The 23,103-nt window shown below is 40.6% G+C and carries 27 protein-coding genes; 25 read left to right on the plus strand and 2 right to left on the minus strand.

The annotated features are described in order from the left end of the window. Positions 1-7: 7 nt before the first annotated feature. The 23 genes from AC5EUN_RS06680 (at position 8) to pyrF (ending at position 17,945) form a co-directional block, all read left to right on the plus strand. Positions 8-661 (plus strand): MotA/TolQ/ExbB proton channel family protein, encoded by a 654-nt coding sequence (locus AC5EUN_RS06680; RefSeq protein WP_005401149.1) that lies wholly within the window; start codon positions 8-10, stop codon positions 659-661. Between the two features lie 8 nt (positions 662-669). Then, on the plus strand, positions 670-1,092 hold the full coding sequence (locus tag AC5EUN_RS06685; RefSeq protein ID WP_004696832.1) for an ExbD/TolR family protein: 423 nt from the start codon (positions 670-672) through the stop codon (positions 1,090-1,092). Then, positions 1,092-2,819, plus strand: a complete 1,728-nt coding sequence (msbA, locus tag AC5EUN_RS06690; protein WP_010326858.1) for a lipid A export permease/ATP-binding protein MsbA — start codon at positions 1,092-1,094, stop codon at positions 2,817-2,819. Before AC5EUN_RS06685 ends, msbA begins: the two co-directional genes overlap by 1 nt. Positions 2,820-2,822: 3 nt before the next feature. Continuing rightward, positions 2,823-3,827 carry a tetraacyldisaccharide 4'-kinase gene (gene lpxK, locus AC5EUN_RS06695; protein WP_130235076.1) on the plus strand — a complete coding sequence of 335 codons (1,005 nt, stop codon included), beginning with the start codon at positions 2,823-2,825 and terminating at the stop codon, positions 3,825-3,827. Between the two features lie 8 nt (positions 3,828-3,835). After that, positions 3,836-4,597: a 3-deoxy-manno-octulosonate cytidylyltransferase gene (gene kdsB / locus AC5EUN_RS06700; protein ID WP_130235075.1), complete on the plus strand. Its 762-nt coding sequence runs from the start codon at positions 3,836-3,838 to the stop codon at positions 4,595-4,597. Between the two features lie 19 nt (positions 4,598-4,616). Beyond that, complete coding sequence (locus AC5EUN_RS06705) at positions 4,617-5,600, plus strand: DNA polymerase III delta subunit-related protein (protein WP_005401153.1); 984 nt, start codon at positions 4,617-4,619, stop codon at positions 5,598-5,600. Positions 5,601-5,614: 14 nt separating this feature from the next. Beyond that, complete coding sequence (locus AC5EUN_RS06710) at positions 5,615-5,956, plus strand: PilZ domain-containing protein (RefSeq protein WP_005401154.1); 342 nt, start codon at positions 5,615-5,617, stop codon at positions 5,954-5,956. Between the two features lie 26 nt (positions 5,957-5,982). Further along, entirely contained in the window at positions 5,983-6,756 is a 774-nt protein-coding gene (locus tag AC5EUN_RS06715; RefSeq protein ID WP_005401155.1) for a TatD family hydrolase, read from the plus strand. Positions 6,757-6,801: 45 nt separating this feature from the next. Beyond that, a complete protein-coding gene (locus AC5EUN_RS06720) occupies positions 6,802-7,416 on the plus strand; it encodes a TetR/AcrR family transcriptional regulator (RefSeq protein ID WP_004696845.1) in 615 nt (204 codons plus the stop codon). A gap of 12 nt (positions 7,417-7,428) precedes the next feature. Further along, positions 7,429-7,998, plus strand: coding sequence for a type II secretion system protein (locus AC5EUN_RS06725; protein WP_010326852.1), 570 nt, complete (start codon positions 7,429-7,431; stop codon positions 7,996-7,998). 34 nt (positions 7,999-8,032) lie between these two features. Next, complete coding sequence (locus tag AC5EUN_RS06730; RefSeq protein WP_005401157.1) at positions 8,033-8,434, plus strand: type IV pilus modification PilV family protein; 402 nt, start codon at positions 8,033-8,035, stop codon at positions 8,432-8,434. Continuing rightward, a complete protein-coding gene (gene gspJ / locus AC5EUN_RS06735; protein ID WP_005401158.1) occupies positions 8,431-9,051 on the plus strand; it encodes a type II secretion system minor pseudopilin GspJ in 621 nt (206 codons plus the stop codon). The genes AC5EUN_RS06730 and gspJ overlap by 4 nt, the downstream gene beginning before the upstream one ends. Positions 9,052-9,129: 78 nt before the next feature. After that, the gene (gene gspK, locus AC5EUN_RS06740; RefSeq protein ID WP_010326849.1) at positions 9,130-10,080 is read left to right on the plus strand and encodes a type II secretion system minor pseudopilin GspK; all 951 of its coding nucleotides are present in this window, start codon (positions 9,130-9,132) and stop codon (positions 10,078-10,080) included. Between the two features lie 122 nt (positions 10,081-10,202). After that, positions 10,203-10,799: a 6-pyruvoyl trahydropterin synthase family protein gene (locus AC5EUN_RS06745; protein WP_004696854.1), complete on the plus strand. Its 597-nt coding sequence runs from the start codon at positions 10,203-10,205 to the stop codon at positions 10,797-10,799. 41 nt (positions 10,800-10,840) lie between these two features. Beyond that, positions 10,841-11,554 carry a uracil-DNA glycosylase gene (gene ung, locus AC5EUN_RS06750; RefSeq protein ID WP_004696856.1) on the plus strand — a complete coding sequence of 238 codons (714 nt, stop codon included), beginning with the start codon at positions 10,841-10,843 and terminating at the stop codon, positions 11,552-11,554. Continuing rightward, the gene (locus AC5EUN_RS06755) at positions 11,551-12,672 is read left to right on the plus strand and encodes an enoyl-CoA hydratase/isomerase family protein (protein WP_005401160.1); all 1,122 of its coding nucleotides are present in this window, start codon (positions 11,551-11,553) and stop codon (positions 12,670-12,672) included. Before ung ends, AC5EUN_RS06755 begins: the two co-directional genes overlap by 4 nt. Positions 12,673-12,677: 5 nt before the next feature. Further along, positions 12,678-13,178, plus strand: a complete 501-nt coding sequence (gene tadA / locus AC5EUN_RS06760; protein WP_005401161.1) for a tRNA adenosine(34) deaminase TadA — start codon at positions 12,678-12,680, stop codon at positions 13,176-13,178. A gap of 75 nt (positions 13,179-13,253) precedes the next feature. Beyond that, positions 13,254-13,685 carry an SRPBCC family protein gene (locus tag AC5EUN_RS06765; protein WP_010326848.1) on the plus strand — a complete coding sequence of 144 codons (432 nt, stop codon included), beginning with the start codon at positions 13,254-13,256 and terminating at the stop codon, positions 13,683-13,685. 17 nt (positions 13,686-13,702) lie between these two features. Next, positions 13,703-14,386: a (d)CMP kinase gene (gene cmk / locus AC5EUN_RS06770; RefSeq protein ID WP_005401162.1), complete on the plus strand. Its 684-nt coding sequence runs from the start codon at positions 13,703-13,705 to the stop codon at positions 14,384-14,386. Between the two features lie 113 nt (positions 14,387-14,499). Continuing rightward, entirely contained in the window at positions 14,500-16,176 is a 1,677-nt protein-coding gene (gene rpsA / locus AC5EUN_RS06775; protein ID WP_004696863.1) for a 30S ribosomal protein S1, read from the plus strand. 161 nt (positions 16,177-16,337) lie between these two features. Then, a complete protein-coding gene (locus AC5EUN_RS06780; RefSeq protein ID WP_004696865.1) occupies positions 16,338-16,643 on the plus strand; it encodes an integration host factor subunit beta in 306 nt (101 codons plus the stop codon). A gap of 17 nt (positions 16,644-16,660) precedes the next feature. After that, on the plus strand, positions 16,661-17,026 hold the full coding sequence (locus AC5EUN_RS06785; RefSeq protein WP_004696867.1) for a lipopolysaccharide assembly protein LapA domain-containing protein: 366 nt from the start codon (positions 16,661-16,663) through the stop codon (positions 17,024-17,026). 238 nt (positions 17,027-17,264) lie between these two features. After that, complete coding sequence (gene pyrF, locus AC5EUN_RS06790) at positions 17,265-17,945, plus strand: orotidine-5'-phosphate decarboxylase (protein ID WP_004984814.1); 681 nt, start codon at positions 17,265-17,267, stop codon at positions 17,943-17,945. A 127-nt stretch (positions 17,946-18,072) separates the two neighbouring features. Here the strand turns inward: pyrF and AC5EUN_RS06795 are convergent, their stop codons facing one another. Both AC5EUN_RS06795 and AC5EUN_RS06800 read right to left on the minus strand, forming a co-directional pair. Then, a complete protein-coding gene (locus tag AC5EUN_RS06795; protein WP_010326845.1) occupies positions 18,073-18,981 on the minus strand; it encodes a LysO family transporter in 909 nt (302 codons plus the stop codon). A gap of 45 nt (positions 18,982-19,026) precedes the next feature. Then, positions 19,027-20,532, minus strand: coding sequence for a flavin-containing monooxygenase (locus tag AC5EUN_RS06800; RefSeq protein WP_010326844.1), 1,506 nt, complete (start codon positions 20,530-20,532; stop codon positions 19,027-19,029). Between the two features lie 148 nt (positions 20,533-20,680). On the opposite strand from AC5EUN_RS06800, the gene AC5EUN_RS06805 reads away from it, so the two are divergent. Together AC5EUN_RS06805 and zapE are read left to right on the plus strand one after the other, a co-directional pair. After that, positions 20,681-21,688, plus strand: coding sequence for an AraC family transcriptional regulator (locus AC5EUN_RS06805; RefSeq protein WP_010326843.1), 1,008 nt, complete (start codon positions 20,681-20,683; stop codon positions 21,686-21,688). An 85-nt stretch (positions 21,689-21,773) separates the two neighbouring features. Further along, positions 21,774-22,925: a cell division protein ZapE gene (zapE, locus tag AC5EUN_RS06810; RefSeq protein WP_004696878.1), complete on the plus strand. Its 1,152-nt coding sequence runs from the start codon at positions 21,774-21,776 to the stop codon at positions 22,923-22,925. Positions 22,926-23,103: the final 178 nt, after the last annotated feature.

Genomic DNA, 23,103 nt, shown 5'->3' on the forward strand with positions numbered 1-23,103 from the left:
AAGTGTTATGTGGGAATTGGTAAAAGCAGGTGGGTGGCTTATGCTGCCCCTTGTACTCTGTTCGATCTTTACTGTTGCGATTAGCTTAGAGCGTTTTATTCGCTTAAAGAAATCCGCTATTTTACCGAAAGATTTGCTATTAAACCCAGCGCAAAGCGTACAAATGGTTTTGCCTAAACTTAAACAAAATCAGGATTTACAGGCAACGACATTGGGTCGTATTTTGGAAGCTGGTTACCAAAGTAAGGCACAAGGTGAACAGTTTGCACGTGCGCAGATGGAAGCAACAGCTTCTCAAGAAATTGGTTATCTTGAAAAAAATATCAATTTTTTAGGAACATTGAGCGCTGTCGCGCCTCTTTTAGGATTGTTGGGGACTGTATTAGGTATTATCGAGTCATTTTTAATGATTGATATTGGGAATAGTAGTAATCCAACACTGATGATTCCAGGGATTTCTAAAGCACTGATTACAACTGCAGCAGGAATGTTCATTGCGATTCCTGCATTATTTGCTTATCGTTATTTTCAGCGTTTGGTTCAAGAGTACGTTGCTGAATTAGAGCAGCAATCGACTTTGTTTCATGCGGCTTTATTTTATAAGAAAACAGAAACTGTGCTTGAAAACCACGATGATGTTGTTGTGAAACAAGCGAGCTAAGGTGAAGTATGAAATTCAAACGCTCGCAAGTTGAAGATGTTCATATTAACCTTACACCAATGATTGATTGCTTATTATTTATTTTGGTGTTTTTATTGCTGACCACTACATTCAATCAATTTAGTCGTATGAATTTAACCTTGCCTGATGCGCAAGGGGTTCCGCCGAAAACATTTGATCATAAAATCGAAGTGGTGGTAGATTCCACAGGGCATTATTCAATTAATGGTCAGTCTATCGCATCGAAAGATGTTTCAGAATTAAATACCGCAATTAAACAGATTTCCAATGACCGTCGTGATCTAATGTTTGTGATTGCTGCGGATGCAAAAGCAACCCATCAGGATGTGATCCGTGTGATGGATGTGGCCGGTCAGTTGGGATTTGTAAATATCAATATTAGTACCAAAGTGCCTTCTCGAGGTTATTAGTGAAACACGATTTTAAAGTTTATCTACGTCTACTGAGCTATTTAAAACCTTATTGGGGCGTAGCAATTCTTGTGGTGGTCGGTTTTGCTATAAATGCCGCGACAGAGGTTTCTGTTGCTAAATTACTTGAAAAAATTATTGAAGCTATTCAACACCGTGATCAAGGTTTTACAACCTTGTTCCCAATTTTGGTTGTTGTGGTAATGTTTTTCCGTGGGCTGGGTTTGTTCATGGGGGGGTATTTTACGGCTGTCATTTCTAGAAACCTGGTCTTTAATATTCGCCAAGAAGTTTTTGCAAAATTATTGCGTCTTCCTGCACAGTATTATCTGGATAATAACAGTGGTCATATCACTGCGAAGATCATGTTTAATGTGGAGCAGCTTACCGCTGCATCTTCAGAATCATTAAAAACTATTGTTCAACAAGGTCTAATCACCATTGCACTGTTGGGGTACCTGATTTATAGCAATTGGCGTCTGACCTTGTGTATTTTGATTTTTGCACCGTTGATTGGTTTACTTATCCGTAAAGCGGCAAAGCGCATGCGTAAGCTTTCTATTCAAGTCCAAGATACCATGGGTGATGTCAATCACGTGGTACAAGAGACGGTCAATGGTCACTTGGTGGTAAAAGGTTTTGGTGGACAGGCTTATGAACAACAACGCTTTAGAGATACATCTTTAGAGAATTTACGTCGTGGCCTGAAAATGGTGGTTGTGCAGCAGCTGAACAGTCCTGTTGTCCAATTAATCATGTCCATTGCTTTGAGCATCGTCATGTGGATCGCACTACGCCCAGAGATTTTACAGGATACGAGTGCAGGTCAATTTGTGGCTTACATTACTGCAGCGGGTATGTTGAGTAAGCCAATTAAAGCGTTGACTGACGTGAATGAAAAGATTCAACGGGGTATGGCTGCAGCACATTCAGTTTTTGAAATTTTAGATTTACCAGAAGAAAAAAATACTGGGGCTTTAACTCCTGTACTGAAAGGTAATATTGACTTTAAACATGTGAATCTGGTTTATACCGATGGCCATCACGCATTGCATGATTTTAATCTGAGTGTAAAAGAAGGTGAAACAGTCGCTTTAGTAGGGCGTTCTGGTGCTGGTAAAACATCTTTAGTGAATTTACTGGTGCGTTTTCAAGATACGACCTCTGGCCAAATTCTCTTTGATGGTGTTGATATTCATAATATTGAAATCAATAGCTTGCGTACTCAAGTGGCAATGGTTAATCAGCAAGTGGTTTTATTTAATCGCACTGTACGTGACAATATTGCGTATGGTCAGCTTGAAAATGCCTCGGATGAAGAGGTGATTGCAGCGGCAAAAGCAGCTTATGCACATGACTTCATTATGGCTTTACCACAAGGCTACAATACCAAGTTGGGTGCACAAGGTCTCAATTTATCGGGCGGTCAACGCCAACGTATAGCCATTGCTCGTGCGATTTTGAAAAATGCGCCTGTACTGATATTAGATGAAGCCACCAGCGCGCTTGATAATGAATCAGAGTACTTTATTCAGCGTGCCTTCGACGCTGCAATGCGAGATCGGACCACAATTGTAATTGCGCATCGTTTATCCACTATTGAGAATGCGGACCGTATTGTGGTGATGGATAAAGGGCGTATAGTAGAGCAAGGTACACACGCTGAACTTATTGCAAAGCAGGGTGCTTACTATCAGCTACATCAGCGTAATTTTGAGGAAAACTAAGTCATGTCAGGTGCGCAGTTTATTCAGAATGCTTGGAACTCACAGGCAAAGTGGTTAATTGTGCTTCGTCCGCTGTCTTGGTTATATCGAGGTGGTTTTCTTCTAAATTGTAAGTTGTATCGGTGCAATATTAAAAAAGCCTATACGGCTCCTGTACCTGTCATGGTGATTGGTAATATTACTGTGGGTGGGAGTGGTAAAACCCCTCTGCTCATTCACTTGGTGAGTTATCTGCAAAGTAAGAATATTCGAGTGGGTGTGATCAGTCGTGGTTATGGTGCCAAAGGCCCATTTCCGACTATGGTGGATCTCAACTCATTGCCTGAAAATGTAGGTGATGAGCCAACTCTCATCGTGCAATCCACTGATGTACCGATGGCAGTGGGTCCAAATCGCCAAGAAAGTATTGAACTGCTTTTATCTCACTATCCCATTGATTTGATCATTAGCGATGATGGGCTTCAGCATTGGGCATTGAATCGCCAAATTGAATGGATTGTCCTAGATAATAATCGTGGACTAGGCAATGAAAAGTTATTGCCCGAAGGTTATTTACGAGAGCCAAAGTCTAGACTGGATCAAGGCATAGTGATTGAACATGCAGATCATCCTACACGTAGTATGCACATGCACTTAGAAGTTGCAGAGCCTTACTTGTTGAATAGTACTGAGGCAAAAGCTTTCAATCCGCAAGATGATTTTTATGCGGTCGTGGGGATAGGTTTTCCGCAACGCTTTTATCGTACTTTAGAGCGTATGGGAGTGCAGCAGTTCCAGTGTCATGAGTTTGCTGATCATTATGAATATGAGTTAGAGGATTTGGTCTTTGATGATGCCAATCCCATTATTACCACTGAAAAAGATGCAGTGAAAATTTTAGCGCTGCTAAAACAAAACCCTAGTTTTGCCCGTGATATTTGGGTTGTTCCTGTCGATGCAGTGTTATCGACGGCGTGTTATGACACCTTACATCAACAGCTCGCCGCTGTAGGTATTGAAATTTCTTAAGGTCTTTTATGAAGCATATTGTTATTCCTGCGCGTTTCGCAAGCACACGTTTATCTGGAAAACCACTCCTTAAAATTCATGGCCGTGAAATGATTTTACGGGTCGTTGATCAGGCGAAGAAAGTGGAAGGTTTTGATGATCTCTGCGTCGCAACGGATGATCAGCGAATTTATGATCTTTGCATGGCTGAAGGCGTGGATGTAGTGTTGACCTCAGCGGACCATCCTTCGGGAACAGACCGCCTAAGTGAGGTGGCGAAAATTAAGGGTTGGGCCAGTGAAGATATCATTGTCAATGTTCAAGGTGATGAGCCTTTATTGCCGGCGGCTTTGGTCAAGCAAGTCGCGCAACTTTTAGAGTCACAAGTCGATTGTTCAATGTCGACCTTGTGCGAACCAATTCAGCAGTTAGATGAATTTAAACGCGACAGTATTGTTAAAGTGGTGATGTCGAATTACAAACAAGCACTTTACTTTAGTCGCGCCACTATTCCATATGACCGTGATGCTGCAAAGCAAGTGCAACAAACGTTGCATAACCAAGCCTTCCGTCATTTGGGCTTGTATGCTTACCGCGTGAAATTGCTCCAAGAGTATGTGACATGGGATATGGGTACACTTGAAAAGCTCGAAAGCTTAGAGCAACTGCGTGTTTTGGAAAATGGACATCGTATTGCCATTGATATCGCAGAAGCGAACTTACCACCAGGTGTGGATACACAAGAAGATTTAGATCGTTTAAATGCCATGGATGTGGCTCATTTTGCATAATAGAACTTAGGTCATCTACATGAAACAAACGCTGCCTGAGCAGATTTATCCGTGGCATCAAAATATTTGGGAAACTTTAACTACGCGCTTTCCTAATATTGGTCATGGCTTATTGTTTTATGGCAAAAAAGGTTGTGGTAAAGAGATTTTTGCTGAGCAGTTTCTTGCTTGGGTCTTATGTGCGAAGCGGCAGCCAAATCATTTGGCCTGTGGGGAGTGTGGAAGTTGTCAGTGGTTAAAGGCGGATACACACCCCAATTATGTGCACATCACTACCGATGAAGACAATAAGAAACAAAATGTCAAGATCAAAATTGAGAAAATTCGTGATCTGCTGCCTTTTGTACAGCAAACGGTAGATGGTTGGCGCGTCATCATTATTGAACCAGCCGAAGCTTTAAATACAGCTTCAGCCAATGCTTTATTGAAAACGCTTGAAGAACCAGGTGATCGTGTTGTTATCATTTTATTGGCAGATCATTATTTAAAACTGCCTGCAACCATTCGCAGTCGTTTGCAACATTTTGCTTTGGATCGCATAAATGAACAGCAAGCAGAGCAATTTTTAAATCAGCATTTGTCCCATAGCGATTTGGCACAGCAACATTTGTTGATGAATTTGTCTAATCATATGCCGTTACAGGCAATTACATTGTCCGAGAGTGAATGGATTCCTCAACGTGCTGAATTTTTAAAAGATTGGCAAAAGTTGGTGATGGATAAAAATATGCCGATGGCAATTGCAACCAAGTGGAATAAAGTGCTGGCATTTAGTGATTTTAGTCAAATGTTTGAGTACTTGTTGTCAGATTTGATTTGTGTCAAGCTAAATCAGCAATTAAAAAACACTGATTTGGATTTTAGTGTGCTGGCAGAGCGGTATTCACTTGAAACTTTGTTTTCAATTTATGCTGAGTTGCAACAGTCAAAACAATATATTGAACAAAACGTACAAACTAATTTAGTGCTCGACCAATTGTGTATTCGGTTGATGGATGTTTAAAACAGGGGAATTTTATGCAACCACGTATGGGCGGAATCATTCAAGCCAATATTCCAGATAAAGCAACGTTATATGCAAGCTACATGCCTTTTGTAGTTGGTGGTGGTTTATTTATTCCATCCAAACAACCTGTAAAGATGGGAGAGGAGGTCTTTGTTTTGGCAACATTGCCAGAACAAGCACAGAAAATTCCTCTCACAGGTAAAGTGATTTGGATTTCGCAAAAGCAAAATGGAATCAAACTCCAAGGATTTGGTATTCAACTTTCTGGGGAGAAAGGGGTTTATTACAAATCAGAAGCGGAAAAGTTGCTTGCAGGTATTAAGTCTGAAGGGCGAACTAGTTACACTATGTAATTAAGTATATGAAGTAGGAAACGCCTGTGTTTGTAGATACACACTGCCATTTAACCATGCTAGATTTAACCCCTTATGATGGGGATTTAGATTTGGCATTAGCGCAGGCACGTGAAGCGGGCGTTCATCGCTTTATGAGTATTTCAGTCGACATTGATGATCATATAGAACTGGCAAAAATAGCTGCGCGTCATAATGATGTCGGTTATAGCGTCGGGGTACATCCTTGTGAAGATCCTGAAACCATGGCTCGTGCAACCACAGACTATTTAATTGAGTTGGCACAGCCTGAAAAAGTTTGGGCAATTGGTGAGACTGGGCTCGATTATTTTCATAGTACAGATTTCATCGCTGAGCAAAAAGACTGTTTTGCACGACATATTCATGCTTCACAAGCTGTAAAAAAACCAGTTGTTGTGCATACCCGTTCTGCCAAGCACGATACTGTCGATATTATTCGCGCCGAAAAATCGACCCATGGTATTTTGCATTGCTTTACAGAAGACTGGGAAACGGCCAAAGCTGTCTTAGACTGCGGTTACTATGTGTCATTTTCAGGGATTGTATCTTTTAAAAATGCGCAAGACCTGCGTGATGTGGCGAAGCAAGTTCCTTTAGATCGCCTATTAATTGAGACGGATAGTCCTTATTTGGCACCGATGCCATATAGAGGAAAGTCTAATGAGCCAAAGTACGTTCCTTATGTAGCCAAAGCCTTGGCAGATGTATATGATAAGTCCTTGGAAGAGATGGCTTTCATCACAACACAGAACTTTGAAAACCTTCTCAACATGAAGTAAATAAATTGAAACGATAAAAGCGTATAAGAGAGTACTAGGGTGAAAATGGATCGTCAGGCTCAGTTTCGAGCAAGAGAAGCGTTAATTTTCCAAGTGGCTGAACAGTTGCTTTTAGAGAATGGCGAAGCAGGGATGACCCTTGATGCATTGGCTGCGGAATTAGATCTAGCAAAAGGTACGCTCTATAAACATTTTCAAAGTAAAGATGAACTCTATATGTTGCTCATTATTCGTAATGAGCAAATGTTGCTTGAAATGATTAAAGATACAGACAAGCAGTTCCCTGAACATCTTGCTTTTTTTATGTTACATCATTTGCATCATCCTGAACGCACGGTGCTGTTTCATCAAATAGAAGAGCGATTATCGACAACGGGTGTTGGGATCTATCATTTATTTACTGAGCTTTATCAAATTCGAAAGCAACGTCTACGTTTAATTATCCGTATGACCGAGCGGTATTTGGAGTCGATAGAAAGTCAAATGACAGTTCGTGATTATTTGGCATCGATTTGGTCTTTAACGCATGGTGCAGCTGCGATTTTGAACTCTAGTTTTTATCAACGGTATTTGGGTTCGCGTGATACTTTGCGCGTGGCCTACATTGACCAAGCTCTGGCGATGCCTAAACAAACGGGCGCAGCAGGATATCTTGCTTAGCGGATAGGATGTATGAAACAGAAACCACCTTCAAGGATTCAAGGATTTACACTGGTTGAATTGATGGTGGTTATTGTTATTATGGCCATTATGGCGTCATTGGTGATGTTGAATATCAATGGGGTCGATCAACGTAAAGCAGCGCAAGCCCGTGATTTTTTTATCATGGATGTACAGAAAATTGCACGTGAGGCAAATGATCAAGCACGTGTTTTGGCACTAGAGGTTCATCCTGCGACCGATGTGGCTGATTTTTCTTATGCTGTTGTTGAATATAAAAATCCTCAATTTACCATACCCACAGAACAACAAAATAATGCAATGCTGAATCATCAAAAATGGCAAAAATATAATGAGTTCCCGCAGCAAGTGTTAGCCAAAAATGTTTCTTTTGCTGTGCAATCCTTAGACTATGATGTTTCCCCAGCCCGAAACGATGATTTAACCCAAGAGAGTGCACCTAAACTGATTTGGTTGGGGAATGGCGAAGCAAAACCTGTTCGTATTCAATTTTATTATGCCAATGAGCCCGTGGGTGCAGAAATTGAAATTGATCATTTGGGTAAAATAAATGCGAGCTAAAGATTTAAAGAATAGTCTGCCAGCTTGCGCTCGGATGAAACATTATTTCATTAATCCTCACTCAGGATTTACATTGCTGGAAGTGATGGTGGCACTGGCTATTTTTGCTACAACAGCGGTCGCTTTAACCAAAGTGGGTATGCAATATACTCAGTCTACTGGACATGCGATTTTACGTACTAAGTCACAATTTGTTGCCTTGAATGAAATTTCGATGATGGAAATCAATCGTGATTGGCTACAAGGCACGGCCTCTAAACAAATCACCCAACAAGGTGAAACTTGGCAAATTGATAAATCAGCGCAAGCAACGATCAGTACTAATGTGCAACGCGTCAATGTACAAGTGAGCTTGGTGAATACTGAAACTGGAAAAGTAGATTCGGGTGTTACGAGTTTAGTTTTTTTCAACCATCGTGATGGAAGCCAACCATGAAAAAACGCTCAGGCTTTACTTTGGTTGAGTTATTGGTGGCAATCGCGATTTTTGCTGTGCTTTCAGCTTTGGGTTGGAAGGTTTTTGATTATCTGATCAAGATTAAAGAGCGTAATACCCAACATGAACAGCGCTTAGGTCAGCTACAAGAAGCATATCAACAAGTGTTACGTGACACTGTGCAAATTGTACCAGTTACTGCCAATGTTGCGGGGCAGGTTCAACCCGCAGTCATGTTGCAAAATGGTCAGTTGACCTTTAGTAAAACTGGCGTGACTGATCCTTTAATGCAAGGCATACCGCCTGAAGAGCGAGTTGAATATATTTACAAAGCAGATGAAAAAAAACTGTACCGTTATAAATATAAAAATTTAAATCAAACCGGTAATGATCAACCAGAAACCAGTGTTTTACTTGATTCAGTTGATCAATTTCAAATTATGTTACTCAATCCCAATGAAATGGCACAATGGCCTGAGGTGGCATTGAGTGAAAATGATGTAACTCAGGCAAAAATACTACCGCGCGGTTTAAAAATAAACCTCACTGTCAATGAAGTGAGTTATGAATGGGTGTTTAGTTTATTAAATACAGACTTTTTAAAACAAAAAAATTAAGTTGCAGGATATGAAACTCACGGACTCTATGCAAAACCATTTTTCCTTAAATGTCTTCGTTGTAAATAGGTGGATGTTTTGAAGCGCTCTCAGCATGGCATTGCATTGATCACCATTTTGGTGATGGTGGCTTTAGCAACCATCCTTGCGGCTACGATTGCGCAACATCAGCGCAATACCGCAGAGAGTACGGGTTATTTAATGCGACAAAACCAAGCTCTGTTATACGCAAAAAGTGCTGAAGCTTTTTTTTCTGAGCTGTTGGTGGATGATGCTCAAAATGCAGCAGAGGTCGATCATCTACAAGAAACGTGGGCGAAGCCCATGCCTGCTTTTCCAGTGGAAGATGGTTTTGTTTCTGGGCGTTTAGAAGATGAGTCAGGAAAATTTAATTTAAATGCTTTAGTTAAGTCGGATAAAAAGCCGAATGAGGCTGCAAAACTTTGGTTTGAAAAACTGTTGGTACGTGTGGGGTTGCCTGCGCAACTTTCAGAAGCAGTGATTGATTGGCAAGATGAAGATGATGAAGTCAGTGGGCCGATGGGTGCTGAATCTGCTTATTATCAAAGTTTAGCTCAGGGTTACTTGGCGCCAAATCGTGCTTTTTATAATGTTGAACAGTTGAAGTTGGTGCGTGGGTTTGAGGGGCGTAACTATCAACTGATTGCACCTTATGTGAGTGCTTTGCCGAATAATGAATTAAAGGTGAATGTAAATACTGCACCTGCACTGGTGTTGGCTAGCATTGATCCTAAGTTGGATGTATCTGCTATTCAAAATTTACAAAAGCAAAGACAGGCCAATCTGGAGCATTTTTCCAATGTTAATGAACTATGGGAGGTTGATCCATTTAAACAAGTGGACGAGGCTCAGCGGGCTGCTGTTAATGATTTTCTCGGGGTTCAATCGAACTATTTTAAAGCTAGAATTGAAGTATTGCTGAGTGAGCGTAAGCGTCAGTTTAGTGCTGATTTGGTGCGAAAAGATCAGGCGGTATATGTGGCCTATCGGAGCATGTCAGCGTTTTAAAGGATAGATATAAGACTGATATGATTTACCAATTGGATTGAACAATAAAATAAATGAGCATAGGTTTACTTTTGCTTTATAATTAAAGTCAATTCTCAGAAAGTTTGATTGCATTACGGCATATGTTAATTCGTAAGTTATTTAAGTTTGAAAATGCCCATATTGTACGTAACTGTACATCGGATCGTTGTAAACGCTCCATTCATGGTCACAGTTATAAAGTTGAATTACTCCTCAAAGCATCAAAATTAGATCATGGTCAAATGGTTTATGATTTTGGCTTGCTGAAAGGGGTGATTAAAGACCTTTATGACTCTTTTGATCATGCGATTTGTTTTTGGCAAAACGACGATCCAGAATATATCCAAGCATGTAAAACATTTAGTGCACGTTGGGTGTCGCTGCCTGTTTCGCCATCGGCTGAACAATTTTCACGTATTTTCTTTTATCTTGCACAGCAAGTACTCGCGTCGACCGTGACTCAAAACGGTGAAGGCGATGTGGAAGTGTACTCGGTGATTGTGCATGAGACTGATACGGGCTATGCGCAGAGTTTTATTGAAGATATTGAAAATACACAGATGGGGCTTTTAGATTTAAGCCAGATCGAGTTTTCAGAACAAATCCAAGCGGAATGGGCGGATACTGAAATGTATACCAAATTAAAAGAAGGTATCCAATTTCACAATCCGAATGTAGAATTGCAAGTCAAACTGTGAAATTTGTCACGGAATATACAGTAAGGGAATAAGGCGCAAGTATGTCTTTAACAGAACAACAGCAAACCAAGCTTGATAAAATTCAGCTGGATGCCAGTTGGAAACATGGATTAAGTGACTTTTTGCTTAGTACTAAGATGGATGCGTTAAAGCAGTTTCTTGTTACAGAAATAAAAGCGAATAAAGTGATTTATCCGCCAAATGCGCTGATTTTTAATGCATTTAATACGACGCCTTTGGCGAATGTAAAAGTGGTAATACTCGGACAAGACCCATATCATGGGCCGAATCAGGCACATGGGCTCAGTTTCTCTGTGCAAAAGGGGCTTGCTTTACCACCATCTTTACGTAATATTTTCCATGAGTTAAATAAAGATTTAGGAATTGATATTCCTAAACATGGGGATTTAACTCGTTGGGCGCAGCAAGGCGTTTTGCTGTTGAACAGTGTATTAACCGTTGAAGCTGGTCAACCCACATCACATCAAAAACAAGGTTGGGAAGATTTTACCGATCATGTGATTGATGTTTTGAATGAACAGCGCGAACATATTGTTTTTATTCTTTGGGGAGCATATGCGCAGCGGAAAGGACAACGGATTGATCAAGAAAAGCATTTGGTGTTAAAGGCGGCACATCCGTCACCTTTGGCAGCAAATCGTGGTGGATTCTTCGGTTGTAAAGTTTTTTCAAAATCCAATAATTATCTTAAACAACATGGCATTGAGCCTATAGATTGGCAGCTGGACGCATGACATATTCTCCCGTTTCTAAAAACTACCATCCAGATTTGATTGTAGAAGAAGCAAAAAATGGTTGGCGCATTGTTCGTCTGAATAGACCAAAATCACTTCACGCTTTAGATGAAACGATTGTTTCAGTTTTATTTGAAGTGTTTCAAGATTTTCATAGCGATGACGCAGTAAAAGCCATTTGGTTGGATTCAACCACACCAAAAGCATTCTGTGCGGGTGGTGATGTACGTAAACTTCGTCAACTGGTGATTAACGATGAAGTTGAAACAGCCAATCAGTTCTTCGAGCAAGAATATGCTTTAGATTTATTACTACACAACTATGCTAAGCCTGTCTTGGTCTGGGGTGAAGGTTATGTCATGGGCGGTGGTTTAGGTCTGTTTATGGCCGCGCCATTTCGTTTGGTGACACCGCATTCACGTTTAGCGATGCCTGAAATTAATATTGGTTTGTACCCAGATGTGGGTGCAACGCGTTTCTTGGCGGATCGTGGAGCAATTGGTTTGTTCACGGGCTTAACGGGTTCAATCATGACGGCTGCGGGCGCATATGGTATTGGTTGGGCAACACACATCTGTGATGCGCAGCGTAATACGGTGCTTGAGAAAGTTATTAATATCGACTGGAGTCATTATCCAGCAGGTGATTTTAGAGCCATTGATGACACATTAAACAGTATGCATCGTCCTGTAGGTCCAGGTCCATTACAGAACTCTTTGGATGTCATTCATAGTGTATGTCGTGGTGTGAACTTCGAGCATGATTATGATGCTATTGTTGGTTTAAGTGATGCGCGTAGCGATTGGCTTCGTCAAGCCAGTGAGAACTTACAAAAAGGCTCACCAACAACTGCTGCATTAACATGGTTGCTATGGCAGTGGGGCAAGCAGGTTCATTCTTGGAATGAAGTGTTCGAGCTTGAAACCCAAATTTCGGACTGGAAAATCCGTCATGCAGACTTTGTTGAGGGTGTGCGTGCGCGTTTAGTGGATAAAGACTTGTCGCCAGCCTGGAAACAAGGGGCTAGTAATAGCTTAAAGGGTATTTTCGCTGGTAATCCACCAACAACGAGTATTGAAAGCTGGAATGAACTCCTTAAACATTACGATGTAATCTAATCTTTATGACTGATGTTTTAAAAATAGATAGTGAATGGATGCAGCTTGCTTTAGAGCAGGCTGCTATTGCAGCGTCAAAAGGTGAAGTCCCTGTTGGGGCGGTCATTGTGAGTCAAAATAAAATTATTGGTTCTGGCTTTAATGCTCCTATTACGCTAAATGACCCTACCGCGCATGCTGAGGTTCAAGCACTTCGCGATGCTTGCCAAAATACACAAAACTATCGTTTGCCTGATGATGCGGTCATGTATGTGACACTTGAGCCTTGTACTATGTGCGTGGGCGCTTTGGTGCATGCACGCGTTTCAAAAGTAGTCTTTGGTGCGACAGAGCCGAAAGCTGGCTCTCTTATAAGTGCACGTAAATTATTTGAAACGGGTTATTATAATCATCAGTTCTTGGTTGAGTCGGGTTGTTTACATGAGCAATGCTCACAGCAGCTCAGTCACTTTTTTAAAATGCGCCGCGAACAAAAGCGACTATCCCGTCTACAAGAAAAGGGATGAATCCATTCGTAAAATAATAATTTCATGTAAAATGAAATGACAATAATTATTGTCAAATAAGGCGTTGGAACCACCATGAATAATATTCAGATTAAAAAAGAATTTAATGCACCCGTAGAGCAGGTATTTGATTTACTTTCTAAACACTCAACGTATAACGTTGCTTTTGCACCAGTTCAAGTTGTGCGAGTGAAAGATTCAGCAGATCCAGAACGTCCGGATGGGCTTGGTTCTGTACGTCGTATGGGGTTTGGTCCAATTAAACTGTTGCAAGAGCAAATTACATTAATGAATGTGAATGAGCGTATTGAATACAAGATTATTAAAAATCCACTCATCAAACATCATTTGGGTATTATTGAGTTTGAGCCGATTGACTCGAATAAAACGTTAGTGACCTATACGATTGAATTACAAGCACGTGCACCTTTTGTAAGTAAATTAATCCTTGCACAGCTTAAATCTGCGATTAAACTAGGTTTTTCAAAACTCGCTAAATCTGTATAACAAACTTTGGGTAAGCAATGACAGTTCAAATAATCACAATTGATGGTCCAAGTGGTTCGGGTAAGGGCACACTAGCTGCGAAAATAGCAGCTCATTATCAATTTCATTTACTTGATTCGGGAGCGTTATATCGCTTGTTGGGCCTGTCATTGCATCAACAGGATTTGTTGGATGCTTTGTCAAGTGAATTGAGTCAATGTGTCGAAATTGCTAAACATTTAGACATACAATTTTTAAGTTCTGCACAAGGCACACAAGTCTTGCTCAATGGTGAGGATGTTAGTCAAACCATTCGAACTGAGCGAGTTGGTGAGTTTGCATCAAAAGTTGCAACAATTCCTGAGCTTAGAGCTGCGCTGGTTGATCGCCAGCATGCTTTTGCACAAGCACCGGGCTTGGTTGCAGATGGTCGAGATATGGCCACATCCATCTTTCCAGAGGCTCAAGCCAAGATTTATTTAACCGCTTCAGCCCAATCTCGTGCTGAACGCAGAGTAAAGCAGTTGCAGGGTATGGGGCTGGATGCTAAAATAAACGATATTTTAGCTAATATTGAGGCGCGTGATAAACGTGACATGGAGCGCGAAGTTGCTCCACTCAGACCAGCAACTGATGCCTACATCATTGATAGTTCTGAATTGAACATTGATGAGGTGTTTCAGCTTATGATGGCTTATATTGATAAGCAATTAGCAAACTAACGAATTTTTATATTCAGCAGAAGCATAGCTTGATCAGTTCAAAATGGACTATGTAGACGCTTAACTAAACCGGCCTTGTCTGATCCAAGACCGCTGACTTTATCAGGTATATCATGACCGAATCTTTTGCAGCCCTCTTTGAAGAAAGCGAATTAAACCTCAACGTTGAAAAGGGTGCTGTCATCCAAGGCGTTGTAGTAAACATCGATTCTGATTGGGTAACAGTTGACACTGGCCTTAAATCAGAAGGTATTGTTGACCGCGCTGAATTCTTAAATGAACAACGCGAACTTGAAGTTCAAGTTGGCGACACTGTTGATGTTGTTGTTGAAGCGCTTGACAACGGCATGGGTCAAACAGTTTTATCACGTGAAAAAGCGAAACGTGCTGAAACTTGGACTAAACTTGAAAAAATCTTTGAAGACGGCGAAATCGTTACTGGTGTTATCTCTGGTAAAGTTAAAGGCGGTTTCACTGTTGACATCGGTCCAGTTCGTGCGTTCCTTCCAGGTTCTTTAGTTGATACTCGTCCTATTCGTGATACTACTCACTTAGAAGGTAAAGAGTTAGAATTTAAAGTAATCAAACTTGATGCTAAACGTAACAACGTTGTTGTATCTCGTCGTGCTGTTATGGAAGCTGAATCTTCAGCTGACCGTGAAGCTCTTCTTGCTCAGCTTGAAGAAGGTCAAACAGTTACTGGTACTATCAAAAATCTTACTGACTACGGCGCATTCGTTGACCTTGGCGGTATTGATGGTCTTCTTCACATCACTGACATGGCTTGGAAGCGTATCAAGCACCCATCAGAAGTTGTTGAAGTTGGTCAAGAAGTTACTGTTAAAGTACTTAAGTTTGACAAAGAACGTAACCGCGTATCTTTAGGTCTTAAGCAATTAGGCGAAGATCCATGGTTAGCGATCATGAACCGTTACCCTAAAGGTTCAATCGTTAAAGCTCGCGTAACTAACTTAACTGACTACGGCTGTTTCGCAGAAATCGCTGAAGGCGTTGAAGGTTTAGTACACGTTTCTGAAATGGACCACACGAACAAAAACATCCACCCATCTAAAGTTGTTCAGATTGGTGATGAAGTTGATGTTATGGTTCTTGAAGTTGACGAAGAGCGTCGTCGTATTTCTCTTGGTATCAAACAAACTCGTGCTAACCCATGGGAAGAGTTTGCTAAGAATCACGACAAAGGTGAAAAAGTTTCAGGTACGATCAAGTCAATCACTGACTTCGGTATCTTCATCGGTTTACCAGGCGGTATCGATGGTCTAGTTCACTTGTCTGACATTTCTTGGAACGAACAAGGCGAAGAAGCTATCCGTCGTTACAAGAAGGGTGACACAGTTGAAGCGGTTATCTTGTCTGTAGACGCTGAAGGCAACCGTATCAGCCTTGGCATTAAGCAAATGAACAGCGATCCGTTCAACGATTTCTTAGCTGCTAACGAACGCGGTGCACTTGTAAAAGGTACTGTAACTGCTGTTGACGCTCGTGGCGCAACACTTAAGTTAGCTGACGAAGTTGAAGCGACTCTTAAAGCATCTGAAATCAACCGCGACCGCGTTGAAGATGCAACTAAGTTCCTTGAAGTTGGTCAAGAAGTTGAAGCGAAAATCATCAACGTAGATCGTAAATCTCGCTCTATCAACTTGTCTATCAAAGCGAAAGACGAAGCTGAAGAGAAAGAAGCAGTTGCTAACTTGAAGACAGCAACTACTGGTCAAGACAATGGTCCTAAGACTATTGGTGATTTGATCAAAGCTCAAATGGGCAACTAAGTAGATGTTTGAATTGTATTGTTAATGTAAGTTAACTAATACTTTTTACACAAATACAATAAACGGTAGCGTAGTATTCACTTATTACGCTACCGTTTTGTATTTAAACAGGTTATTATCAATCTATCTACAAGGTAGCTTGATAATTAAAGAGGTCGCAGATGACTACTGAAGCACTTAATAAGTCTGACTTAATAGAGCGTATTTCTCTTAAAAACCCGCACTTAGCAGAGCCATTAGTGGAAGAAGCTGTTAAGATTATGATTGATCAAATGATTGCATCTTTGTCTTCAGATAATCGTATTGAAATTCGTGGTTTTGGTAGTTTTGCACTCCATCACCGTGAGCCTCGTGTTGGGCGTAATCCTAAAACGGGTAAGTCGGTAGAAGTGGCTGCTAAAGCTGTTCCACATTTCAAACCAGGTAAAGCATTACGTGATGCAGTAAACGAGACTGCAGGCGAATAAAATTTATTGGGGTGCTTATGCGTTACGTATTATTCGCATTATTAATTGTACTGTTTGGCTACTGCCTAGCTTTGGTACTACAAAACGGAACTGAGCTAACCGTTGATCTGTTGTTTATACAGGTTCCAGCAATGCGTTTAGGTCTATTGTTATTATTGACAATGGCTTTAGGAATTGTGTTGGGTTTGTTAATTGGTGTTCAGGTATTTCGTGTATTCCAGAAAGGTTGGGAAATTAAGCGACTACGTAAAGACATTGATCACCTTCGTAAAGAGCAGATTCAATCCGCTCAGCTGGCTGCTGCTGAAGCTGCAGCACATACAAGACATGAGAAAACGGTGTTAGATATCAATCCTAATGATCGTCCATCTACACCGCTTTAAGCCACAATATGAATTAAGGTTTTTATCTTAGAAGTATTGAAGCAAGTTTGATTTAAACGCCTTTGGATATATAGCCAAAGGCGTTTTTTATTGTGCTTTAATATATTGATAACTATATAAAAAGTATATGAATAAAGAACTTAGTTTAAATTTTAAATAGTTTTTAGAAAAATAGTCTTGGTCGTTTTGGGCTTAATCCGTATAATGCCATAATTTTGTGAGTTTGAAGGGTCTCCCCATGAGTATTATTGTTGCCTTAGACGCAAAAAGTCATTATGACGCAATGACGATTGCTGGGCAATTAGACCCTCAATTATGCCGTGTAAAAGTCGGTAAAGAATTATTTACCCATGAAGGCTCATCTATTGTTAAAGCTTTACATGGTGAAGGCTTTGAAGTCTTTTTAGATCTAAAATTTCACGATATTCCAAATACGACTGCGCAAGCGGTATGTGCTGCTGCAGATATGGGTGTTTGGATGGTAAACGTCCATGCTTCAGGTGGCCGTAAAATGATGGAAACCTGCGTTGAGCGCTTAAAGGCTGGCAACTATAACACTCAACTAATTGCAGTAACGGTGTTAACCTCAATGGGCCGTGAAGACTTAGCTGATATTGGTCTGGATATTGAACCATTTGAACAAGTCAAACGTTTAGCAAAACTGACTAAAGATAGTGGTTTAGATGGTGTGGTATGTTCAGCGCAAGAAGCAAAAATGCTGCGTGAGGCTTTGGGTTCAGAGTTTGCATTGGTAACACCGGGCATTCGCCCTGAGGGCTCAAGTGCTGATGACCAAAAGCGTATCGTAACGCCAAAACAGGCAATGTTAGACGGTGCAACACATCTAGTGATTGGTCGACCAATTACACAGTCTGCAAACCCATGTCAGATGCTCAAAGATATTTTAGCGACGCTTTAAGCATCTAGAAATCTAAAAAGCCTTTCATTTGAAAGGCTTTTTTATGGATTAAATTTTAAAAAGAATTGTTGGTGAGCGAAGTGGCAATAGCAAAATAAAAAGACAGAATTGAATAGAGCACCATGCTTTACAGAGCCGCCAATACACTGACGACAATCGGTGCCAAAACTGACAGGATGAAACCGCTCACCATGGCATGTGGAATAAAGTCATTCCCACAGGCTTGTTTGACCATCGGTAGGGTGACATCCATTGCTGTAGCTCCTGCAGATGAAATCGCAGAGCGAGGGTAACGCCAGCCAATGATGTACATAGACACAATCGCAAAAATTTCTCTGAACAAATCATTCATCAGAGCAATACTGCCTAAATGTGCATTCTTTAACTCCGTGACCACAATGCCAGTCATGGAGTAGAAACCATAACCTTGAGACAACATAATCAGATCTTTTAGTTGAATGCTCGGCACAAAATAGCCAGTTACAAACGCCCCGATAATTGAACCTAGAATACAACCAAGTGGAACGAGCAGGATTTGCCAGTTCAACCATGAGCGATCTAGTGGGGAATAGGCTAAATCAAGCCCGATCAGGAACATGAAAACCAGTAACAAGTTCCATGTGCTGATATGAAGCATATAGCCGAAACTTGAAGATAGCTCTGCCAAACCATAACCCAAGGCCAGTGCGATAAATGCATAACTGATATTGATTAATGATTTGCTCACAAGGCTCATGTATACTTTGCCATGACTCGGTTGGTAGCCTAAAAGTTTAAATAATATGTAACAACAGATAAAAGCACCGATACTGGTCATAACTGCTAAAAGCGCTGCATGATTGAGTATCTGCCAAGGTTCGGCAATGCTATGCAAAGTCGTTGAAAACTCAATCGCAATTGCGATTAAGAGAATATACGTAAAATAGGGTAGGATTTGAAAGGCAAGTCGTTCAAGCCATTTGGGTAAACGACGCGCCAAAACAAATCCAAGTGCTAAACAAATAAGAAGCTGAAAAATCAACCAAAACGATTGCATGTCAAATAAAGTGTGAAAAAATACTAACTTATTATGACCGCGATCTTAATTTATTGCTTGACTATCTTGCTTAGAATTTAAAAAACGATAGTCTGCTGGATTGGCTTTTCGTGTTTTTAGCCAATACTTCCATGTATAGCTGGGCCATAAAGAGAAATTTTTCCCGTCCGCTTGTTGATACCAGCTGACACAGCCAGATTGCCAAATGGTATCTGTAAATTGACTTTGTACATGGTGATTAAATTGGTCTTGAGTATCTGCTTTCACAACGATTGCTTGAGATTGGGTTTTTTCTGTCATCTCGATGAGCTGTAGAATGTAATTTACTTGTGACTCAATCATAAAAATAACTGAGTTATGACCTAAGACTGTATTGGGCCCTAAAAGCTGAAATAAGTTTGGGAAACCTTTGGTGCTAATTCCATAGTAACTTTCGGCCCCATCTTGCCATGCGTCTGTAAGCTCAATATGATTCAGCCCTGTGCAGCTAAAGGATTTAAGATAAATACGAGGGTCAGTCACAAAACCTGTACCATAGATGAGGCAGTCAATTGCACGCTTTTTTCCATCTTTGGTGATGATACTGTCCTCAGTTAATTCCAAAATATCATTGGTAACCAACTCCACATTTTTACGGTTGAAGCTTGGATAATATTTGTTGGAGACCAGGATGCGTTTACAACCCATAATATAGTTGGGAATTAACTTATCTGCGGTTTCAGGATCTTTGACTTGATGGTGAATATACGTTTCTGCTAGTTTTTGTGCATATTTCATGACCTGTGGTTTCATAATGGGAACTACACGAGATTCATTTGTCCAATACAGACGAGCTCGATGAATTTTTCGAAACCAATCAAATCGATTAAACAGTGTTTTCTCAATGGGTAAATAACGACGTTCATCCCGAGGAATAACCCATGCTGCTGTCCTTTGTAGTACGTAAAGTTGTTTCACTTTTTCTGCAATTTCAGGAATATATTGAATCGCGCTTCCCCCAGTGCCAATAGAGGCAACATTTTTATTGCTGAGGTCATAGTTATGATCCCACTGTGATGAATGGAAAACTTTGCCCTTAAACTTCTTGATGCCCGCAATATGTGGAATTTGTGGTACATGCAGTGGACCAGATGCGAAAATGACAAATTGAGCGGTCAGAGTTTCATTTTGATTAAGGGTGAGTTGCCATAAACACTGATTATCTAAGTAATGTGCAGCACTGACTTCGGTGTGAAAGCGGATATAAGGCTGCAATTGATGCTCAGCGGTAAGTGTTTGCATGTATTGATAAATTTCAGGTGCTTCAGCATAACGTTTAGACCAGTCGGTCTTGGGTGAAAAAGACAAGGAGTAGAGATGTGACTGTACATCACAAGCAGCGCCCGGATATTGGTTTTCACGCCATGTGCCACCTATTTCACTGGCTTTTTCCAAAATTACAAAATCACGAATATTATTTTGCAAAAGGCGAATAGCCATCGCTAAACCACCAAAGCCTGCACCAATAATGGCGATTTTTACCTGCGGGGGTGTTGAATTTGCTGCCTGCATTTGTTTTTCCTTTTTGTTTTACTTTATTGTAGAGCAACTATCCAGAAGGTCTATGATAGCCCTGACAAGAAAATTGATAGATTCGGCAATTGTTGTACGCTAGGTGGCTGTAGTAAAACATAGGCCAATATTTTGCTTTTAATTGATTATGAAACGTTCTGTACTTGGCTTGATGTATTTGATTCAAGGAATGCGTAAAGCAGGAGTCGCAGTCGATCAAAAGTTACAAAGCATTGGCTTACGTGTGGAGTCGCTTGATCCGAATGCGATCATCCATCCTGCTCTAGAGTGGGATATTTTGAAAATCATTGCAGAGGATATTGAGCCTGAGCAAGGCTTGTTCATTGGTCAGCATTATGTCTTGGCAGGATATGGCCCTTTACTGATGTTATTGATGACCAGTCCAACGACACATACCGCGTTAGAACAGGGTATTCGCTATCAAAGTTTGACACATTTGAGTGGCTTATTGGGTTTAAAAAAACAAAATGATCAAGTCGCACTGTGTTATCTACCACGAGACTTGCAAACACCTGTGGGACAGTTGCGTGCACATTCTGAAATAGCGGGAACCTATAAGTTTTTACAAGATATTTATAAGATGATTGGGCTGGAAATGCCTGAGATTCGAATTACTTTACCTGTTGCACGACCTGATGATGCGAAAAAACTGGCGCTCTACCAGCAGGTTTATGGTCAGCAAGTCAGTTTTGGTACGCAGCAAGCTGAATTTTGGTTTGATGAATGGGTTTTAAATGTACCAATTCCCTCAGCAGATTTGATGACATTTAACGTTTATGCAGGCAAATGTCAGGTGGAATTACAACGTTTGGAAGAAACGGCAGAACAGCCGAGTCTGATTCAGCGGGTACAGGATTATTTGGAGTTACAACGTGGTTTACTGCCGACCATGGCTGAAACCGCACAAGCGTTGAATTTGCCAGAGCGAACCTTAAGACACCAGTTGCAACAGTTAAATAGCAGTTATAAACAAATTCGTGAGCAATTAATGAAAGACCGTGCACTACATTTAATGGAATATCAGGAATATTCCATTGAAATGATTGCAGAGTTATTGGGTTACTCGGAGCCTGCAGCCTTTAATCATGCATTTAAACGGTGGTTTGGTTACAGTCCACGACAATATGGGAAATAGCCTAAGCATAATTATGCCAAAGTGTTATATATTAACTTTTCCACTCCGCTATAATTGATATAGCCTAAAAACAGTATTAAATGATATGTCAGATTTTAATTCACCTACCGCATTCAGTCCCTTATCTCCTGCAGAGCGTTATGCTCAAGCCTTAGCATCCGGGCAGTTCATGTCTGATGAGGCACAAGCTCAGGCCGTTCATGAGTTGGATCGCGTTTGGCATGAATTAATTCAACGCTTTAAGGCATCTAAAAAAGCATTCCGTCGTTTCCGTCGTCAAACTTCTCCCCGTGGTGTGTATATGTGGGGTGGTGTAGGCCGTGGTAAAACATGGTTGATGGATCAGTTTTATGACTCAATTCCATTTCGTCGTAAAACACGGATGCACTTTCACCATTTTATGCAACATGTACATCGTGAGCTCAACAAGCTTTCAGGTCAGCGTAACCCTTTAGATGCGGTTGCGGATCAAATTTATAAAGAAGCAGTGGTCATTTGTTTCGATGAGTTCTTCGTCTCGAATGTGACGGATGCCATGATTCTTAGTGATTTGTTCCAAAAGCTTTTTGCACGTGGCATTACCTTGGTGGCAACCTCAAACATTGCGCCAGATGGTTTATATAAAAACGGTATTCACCGCGATCGTTTCATTCCAACCATTGAAATGGTGAAACAGCAGTGTGTGATTTTAAATGTAGATGCAGGCGTGGACTATCGTTTGCGTGTTTTAAAGCAAGCGCAACTCTTTAAATCTCCTTTAACACATGAGCACCAACGTTGGATTGCGCAGCGTTTTAGCGCACTGACCCAAACCCAAACCATTTCAGATGAGCCGATTATTATTAATAATCGTATTGTAGAAACGGTCGGACATACCGAAGATGTCTTATGGTGTGAATATTCAGAGTTGTGTTTAAAACCACGTAGTCCTGCTGACTTTATCGAAATTGCAAATATTTATAATACGGTGTTGGTGAGTAATGTTCCGCATTTGACCGATTATCTTTCTGAAGGGACGCGTCGTTTTATTTATCTGGTTGATGAGTTTTATGACCGTGGGGTAAAACTGATTTTAACCTCAGAAGATACAATTATCGATTTGTACTCTGGTGATAAATTAGCCTTTGAAATTGAACGCACGCGTTCACGTTTATTGGAAATGCAATCAGATGATTACTTGAATGAAGCACATCGACAAATACAAGCTGAAGCAAGTAAACAACAAGAAGAAATTTAAAAATATAAGCACCCAAAAGGGTGCTTTTTTTATGTGCATTTTCATCGATTAATTTATCGACTTTTTTGAATAATCATGGCTTAATCAGGATTGAAAATAGGGAGAATATTGGTTTTAAGTGTAAAAAATATACAAAACTGCACTTAAGTCTAATTTCGGCATTTCAAAAACTTAATAA

The organism is Acinetobacter sp. CAU_H_S170_2 (assembly GCF_058890445.1).